Below are 6,113 nucleotides of genomic sequence, written 5' to 3'. Positions count from 1 at the left end.
CCGCCGGCGAGGACGCCGTCGCGCAGCGCGCCGTAGCGCCGGACGCCGCTCGCCGCGGCCAGGTCGCGCATCGCCCCCAGCAGGACGTCGCGCGGGAACTCCTCGTGCGAGGGCAGCCCCTGGGTGTCCGCCTCGGCGACGCCCTCGGCCATGACCTCGAGCCACGCGTCGAGTTCGTCGGAGCCGCTGGCGCGGATCGTCACGCCGGGCGGGTTGACCTCGCGGTGCTCGCCGGTGAGCGCGCGGCCGAGCACGTTCTCGAACGAGACGAGCCGGTAGCCGCGCTCGGTGAGGAACACGCCGATCTCAGGGTCGACGAGGTGGGGGAGCTCGACCTGGACGGGCACGCCGTACGCGGCGAACGCGCGCTCGACCTCGTCGAGCTCGGCGGCGCTCGGCACGCCGCCGAAGCCGAGGCCCGCGACCTTGTTCAGCGGCGAGTCGTCCTCGGCGAAGCTCGCGACGCCACCCGCGATCGGGATCACGAACCCCGCCGCGTCGCCGCGTCGCCGGCGGGTGGCCGCACTCGCCTCGGCGATCAGGCGAACCTCGGCCCCCTCGATGCGGGCGGTGAGGTCGACATCGCAGAACAATGGCGACCGACGGGTGGTCTCCAGGGTGGAACTGACAGCGCTCATGGTGGTCAGTCAGCCGAACCCCACCCGGCGTTACGTCCAGACCCTGTCGCCCAGACGACAGCGCCGACCGCCGGCGGGGGAGGTCAGCCGCCCGCTGCGAGGGGACGGCGGGCGGGGCCGGCGGCCCCCTAGGCTGGATCGGTGGAGGGCGGACAGACCACGCCGATGCGGCCGGCGCCTCGCGAGGCGGACGCCGGGCTCGTCCAGGCGCTGCGCGGGGGCGATGAGGCGGCGTTCGCGGACCTGGTGACGCGGCTGACGCCGGCGATGCTGGCGGTCGCGGCCGGGCAGGTTCCGAGCCGGGCGGTGGCCGAGGAGGTCGTGCAGGAGACCTGGCTGGCCGTGCTGACCGGGCTGGACCGGTTCGAGGGCCGTTCGAGTCTGCGGACCTGGGTGTTCGCCATCCTGCTCAACGTCGCCAGAAGCCGGGGCGCGCGGGAGAGCCGCACCATCCCGTTCAGCAGCGCCTTCCCGCCGGAGGACGTCGGCCCGACGGTCGATCCGGCCCGGTTCCGCGGACCTGACCAGGAGTGGTCCGGCCACTGGGCGAGCCCGCCCCGCGGCTGGGACCTGCCCGAATCCGCGCTGCTGTCCAGCGAGGTCCGGGTCCTGCTCCGAGCGGCGCTGGACGCTCTGCCGCCCCGTCAGCGGGCGGTCGTGCACCTGCGCGACGTCCAGGGCCTGGAGGCGGGGGAGGTGTGCGCGCTGCTCGGCCTCGAATCCGGCAACCAGCGGGTTCTGCTGCACCGCGGACGCGCCAGGCTCCGGCAGGTGTTGGAGGACTATGTGTTGGAGGACCGTGTGGATGAGGCGCGAGGGTGAACCAAGGCCAGGACATGAACTGTGACGAGCTCGTCGAGGTCGTCACCGACTTTCTCGACGACGCGCTGGACGCGGCGACGCGCCGCCGTTTCACCGAGCACCTCGCGGAGTGCGACGGCTGCGACGCCTACGTGGGGCAGTTGCGGACGACCATCGGCCTCACGGGCACGCTGCGGGCGGACGACCTGCAGCCCGACCTGCGCGATCGGCTGCTCACGGCGTTCCGCGATTGGAAGGCACACCCGTCGCCCCGGTGAGTGCCCTCAGGCCGTCGACGGCTGGGGCCGGCGCGTCGCGAACCGGCGGGTGAGGGCGGCGGCGAGCACGACGGCCGCGGCGACGGCGTAGGCGGTGACGCGCAGCGTCCAGGCGTCGCCGGGCACGTCGGTGAACAGCGAGATGTACAGCGGGTAGGCGGCCGCGGCGACGGCCAGCCATTCCAGCCGGCCGGCGACGATGGCGAGGGTGGCCAGCAGGATGCCGTACCAGGGCTGGGCAGGAGTGGCCGTGAGGAACGCGGCGCCGACGAGCCACAGCGCGGCCCGTTCCGGTGGCACCCGGCGCGGATCGCAGCGCAGCACCGCGACCGTGACCGCCGCGAGCACGCCGAGGGCGACGGTCTTCGCGGCGGTTCCGTGCAGGCCGACACCGGCGAGCAGGAGGAACCGGCTGCCCTGGTCGTAGCCCTCGACGTTGAGGTACTGCGGGAGGAAACCGATCACGGCGGTGCCCACCGCGAGCACATGCGGCAGATAGGTCAGTCCGACGACCCCGATGGCCGCGCCCAGCAGGGTGACGGGTCGGTACCGCCGCCCCCGCCCGATCATCGCCGGGACGATCAGCGCCGGGTAGAGCTTGACCGCGACGGCCGCGCCGAGCAGCGCTCCGGCCAGCCATACCCGCCCGCGGGTCGGCGCCGCCGGTCTCGCCGCTTCCGCCGGTCTCGCCGCTTTCGCCGGTCTCGCCGCTTCCGCCGGTCTCGCCGCTTTCGCCGGTCTCGCCGCTTTCGCCGGTCTCGCCGCTTTCGCCGGTGCCGCCGCTTTCGCCGGTGCCGCCGCTTTCGTTGGTGCCGCCGGTTCTGGCGTCCGCGCGGGTTTTGAGGTCTCCGCGCGGGCCGATCGGGGTCCACGCGGGTGGGGTGTCCTCAGCGCGGCGAGGGCGCCGAGGACGAGCAGCGCGCCGAGGACGTCGACGTGCGCGTCGGAGCCGGCGTCGATGCCGGCGAGCGGCGTCAGGGCGTAGAAGGCGGCCAGGCGCGGGTCCCGGCCGCGTGCCCGCAGCGTCCACATGAGGCCGCCGACCAGGGCCAGCGAGCCGAGGGAGGCGTAAAGCTGCAGTTTGTGCTCGCGGGGCGGGCCGGGCAGCAGGTGCACCGCGGTGAAGTAGGCCTGGGCGACCGGCGGGTAGATGGTGTGGGCCCGGGGATAGTTCAGGCGGGTGCAGTGGGGCAGCGGATGCTCGGCGGTGCAGCCGGCCGAGTTCGGGAACAGCCAGTCGTCGCGCTGCCCGTCGAGTTCGGGGGCGAGCGGGCCGTAGCGGTAGGGGTCGACGCCGGCGGCCTGCACCCGGCCGTCCCAGGCGTAGCGGTACAGGTCGTCGGACAGGCGCGGGCCGCCGGTGAGGGCCACGGCCTGGATCGCGACGGTGGCGCCGAGGAGCAGTCCGACGGCCAGCCGGCGGGGCGCGGCGAGGACCAGCAGGGCAGCGGTGATCATGCCGAGCGCCCACCAGAGCATGGTCAGCCAGAGCAGGGCGGGCCGGCTGACCAGGTAACCCGGCTGCTGGCGCACCGCCACCTCGGTGCCGAGCACGCCCGCCAGTCCGACGGCGGACGCGATCAGCGCGGCCGGGCGCCATCCGCGTGACCGGGCTGGCGCCGCGACAGTCGGCGTGGCGGGCCCCCGGTTCGCGAGCGCGGTCGGTGCGGTCGGCATGTTGCGAGACTGGCACCGGTGTGGGCCGGTGCGGCGATGACGGGCCGGAGCTTCTCCGTTCCGTAAGGCTTCGCGGCCGCCTACGGGGGCCGCTGCGGACCTACGGTGCGTGAGTGCGCCTGCTGACGAGACGACTGCCGCCTCCGCCCGTGGCCCTGCGACGGGGTCCGCTGCGCGAAGGCGCGTTCCCGAGCCGACTGCATGATCCGCGGATGGCCGCGCTGCTCGGCCTGTGGCTCGGAGTCACGTTCGGGGTGTGCTTCCTGACGGGACTGGTGTCCCATTTCATGCAGCATCCGCCGTCGTGGCTGGAGTGGCCGGCCCGGCCGACCTGGTTCTACCGGGCGACGCAGGGGCTGCACGTCGCCACCGGGCTCGCGAGCGTCCCGCTGCTGCTGGCGAAGCTGTGGACGGTCTATCCGCGGCTGTGGGAATGGCCACCGGTGCGCACGGCCGCGCACGCGCTGGAACGGCTGAGCATCGTGCCGCTCATCGCGGGCGCGATCTTCCAGCTCGCCACCGGGATCGCGAACATCGCCCAGTGGTACCGCTTCCGGTTCTTCTTCACCGTCACGCACTACTGGGTCGCCTGGATCACCATCGGCGCGCTGCTGGTGCACATCGCGGCGAAGCTGGCGATCGTGCGGGCGAACGTCGGTTCCGGCCGTGCCGGCCGCGCGGAGCTGACCGACCGGCTCAGCGAACCGGAACCGGAGGGGGCCGGCCTGTCCCGGCGTGGCCTCGGGATCGCCGTCGGCGCCGCCGCGGGTGTGATCACGCTGACCTCCGTCGGCCAGTCCGCGCCCGGGTTGGCCTCGCTCGACCTGCTCGGGCCGCGCCGGCCGGACATCGGGCCGCAGGGACTGCCCGTCAACCGGACCGCCGTCGCGGCGCGGGTCCGCACCCTCGCCCGGGATCCGGGCTACCGGCTGGAGGTCGTCGGCCCCCGCCGGTTCGTCCTGCGCCTCGACGAGCTGCGGGCCTTCGAGCACCACACGTCGAAACTGCCGATCACCTGCGTCGAGGGCTGGGCCGCCGACGCGACCTGGCGCGGTCCCCGGCTGCGGGACCTGCTCGACGCCGCCGGTGTCCCGAGCGACGCGACCGTGCGGGTCGAGTCGCTGGAGGCGCGCGGCGGCTACCGCACCAGCGAGGTGAACCCGTCGCACGCCCGGGACCCGCTGACACTGCTCGCCACCGGCCTGAACGGCGCTGACCTCGACCTCGACCATGGCTACCCGGCCCGGCTCATCGCGCCGAACCGTCCCGGGGTGCTGCAGACCAAGTGGGTGCATCGGGTGGTGATGGTGTGAGGACGATCGGGTTCACCGCCGTTCGGATCCTGCTCGGGGCCGCCGGCCTCGCCGCTCTCGGGTACGGCGTCGATGGGCTGCTCACCATGACCCGGGCCACGCACCCGCCGCAGGCCGCCCGCTGGCTGGTCGGCGGCGTTCTGGTGCACGACCTCGTCGCCGTGCCGGTCGTGGCCGTCGTCGGGCTGGTGCTCACCCGGTTCGTCCGGGCGCCGTACCGGGCGGTGGTGCAGGGGGCCCTGCTGGTCAGCGCGACGGTGGCGCTGTCCTCCCTGCCACTGTGGCGGGGTTACGGCGGCGCGGCCGACAATCCCTCCGTCGACCCGCTGCCCTACGGCCGGAACCTGGCGATCGTGCTGGGCGCCGTCTGGGCCGTCGCGGCGGTCCTCATCACCGCCCGCGCGCTGCGGGCCCGCCGGGCGCGGGCGCTACCGGCCCCGCCCGACCGTCCCTGATCGCCTGAGGTCTGACGCGCCAGGTCGCGCCCCTTGATCGCTGCCCTCCGCCGCGGGCCTGCGTGGCTGAGGGGATGTGCTCGGTTGGTGTAGACAAAACGGGCGCCGAACGACGCAGAACGACCACCGTGGTCCCCCTAAGCCGCGGCGACCCCGGTGGTCGTCGCTCACCGTGAGGACTCTGGTGATCATCGCCGCGGTGGTCTCGGGCGGGTCGCGGACGCTCAGCCGTCTCGTCCTCCACCCCAGCATCACCGGCGGCGACGAACGCCCGCCTGTTGTGCACGGCTGAGCCGCTACCGGCTCCTTCCGCAGGGACAAATCAGGCGCAGAGCCCGTTAGAAGCGGCCGGAAGTCTCTTTCCCACCCAACGCACGGACATTTCGGGCAGAAAGTGGTCACTCGCGGTGCCGTAGGCGGCCGGTGGTCCCGGGGCGGGTCGCGCTCGCGGCGGGGATCGGCATCGGCATCGGCATCAGTGGATCTTCATCTGGTCGGCCGAAGCTCTGCCGGAACTCACCTGGCGGGGCGGCCGGGCCAGGCTTAGCGCGGCGAAGCGCCGGCTGTGGTCGCCCCACAGCTCCGTGAGGACAAGGCCGGCGGCGGTGGCGTGGCCGCGGATGTCCGCGGGGCCGACGAACGACCAGGGGAACGGCCGCGACACCCGGCCGTCGGCGCCTTCCAGGCTGACCAGCAGTGGGCCGGGTGGCGCCGGGTCGGGCAGCAGCTCGACGAGGAGCTGCCCGGCCGGGCCGAGCAGCGCCGCGGCGCGGGTCAGCAGCCGGGTGGGATCGCCGCCGATGCCGATGTTGCCGTCGGCGAGCAGCAGGGTCGACCAGCGCCCCTGGCCCGGCAGCGGGTCGAACACGTCGCGGCACAGCGCGGCGGCGCCGGCGAGGCGGGCGAGGCGCACCGCGAACGGTGCCACGTCGATGCCGAGCGACGGCATCC

At 74.2% G+C, this 6,113-nt stretch carries 5 protein-coding genes and 2 pseudogenes; 4 read left to right on the top strand and 3 right to left on the bottom strand.

Going from position 1 to position 6,113, the window contains the following annotated elements:
* Positions 1-638, bottom strand: a pseudogene (locus tag MXD58_RS17760) (GNAT family N-acetyltransferase); the annotation flags it as partial.
* A 141-nt stretch (positions 639-779) separates the two neighbouring features.
* Between MXD58_RS17760 and MXD58_RS17755 the strand changes: the two are divergent.
* Positions 780-1,460, top strand: a complete 681-nt coding sequence (locus MXD58_RS17755) for a sigma-70 family RNA polymerase sigma factor (protein ID WP_248836385.1) — start codon at positions 780-782, stop codon at positions 1,458-1,460.
* Positions 1,461-1,474: 14 nt separating this feature from the next.
* Positions 1,475-1,717: an anti-sigma factor family protein gene (locus MXD58_RS17750; RefSeq protein WP_248836386.1), complete on the top strand. Its 243-nt coding sequence runs from the start codon at positions 1,475-1,477 to the stop codon at positions 1,715-1,717.
* Between the two features lie 6 nt (positions 1,718-1,723).
* On the opposite strand, the gene MXD58_RS17745 is transcribed toward MXD58_RS17750, so the two are convergent.
* Complete coding sequence (locus MXD58_RS17745; RefSeq protein ID WP_248836387.1) at positions 1,724-3,394, bottom strand: glycosyltransferase 87 family protein; 1,671 nt, start codon at positions 3,392-3,394, stop codon at positions 1,724-1,726.
* A 113-nt stretch (positions 3,395-3,507) separates the two neighbouring features.
* Between MXD58_RS17745 and MXD58_RS17740 the strand changes: the two genes are divergently transcribed.
* Together MXD58_RS17740 and MXD58_RS17735 are read left to right on the top strand one after the other, a co-directional pair.
* Complete coding sequence (locus MXD58_RS17740) at positions 3,508-4,707, top strand: molybdopterin-dependent oxidoreductase (RefSeq protein ID WP_248836388.1); 1,200 nt, start codon at positions 3,508-3,510, stop codon at positions 4,705-4,707.
* Positions 4,704-5,162, top strand: coding sequence for a hypothetical protein (locus MXD58_RS17735; protein WP_248836389.1), 459 nt, complete (start codon positions 4,704-4,706; stop codon positions 5,160-5,162). Before MXD58_RS17740 ends, MXD58_RS17735 begins: the two co-directional genes overlap by 4 nt.
* Positions 5,163-5,637: 475 nt before the next feature.
* Here MXD58_RS17735 and MXD58_RS17730 read toward each other — a convergent pair.
* Positions 5,638-6,113 (bottom strand): annotated as a pseudogene (locus MXD58_RS17730) (hypothetical protein); the annotation flags it as partial.

Origin of the sequence: Frankia sp. AgKG'84/4, from assembly GCF_023242965.2 — a bacterium.
In the GTDB taxonomy this organism is placed as follows: domain Bacteria; phylum Actinomycetota; class Actinomycetes; order Frankiales; family Frankiaceae; genus Frankia.
The sequence above is the reverse complement of the archived record's forward strand: the minus strand, read 5'-3'. Positions and strand labels throughout refer to the sequence as shown.

Excerpts from the sequence above, each read along its gene's own strand:
- MXD58_RS17750 (WP_248836386.1), top strand. The coding sequence starts at position 1,475 with ATGAACTGTGACGAGCTCGTCGAGGTCGTCACCGACTTTCTCGACGAC.
- MXD58_RS17745 (WP_248836387.1), bottom strand. The coding sequence starts at position 3,394 with ATGCCGACCGCACCGACCGCGCTCGCGAACCGGGGGCCCGCCACGCCG.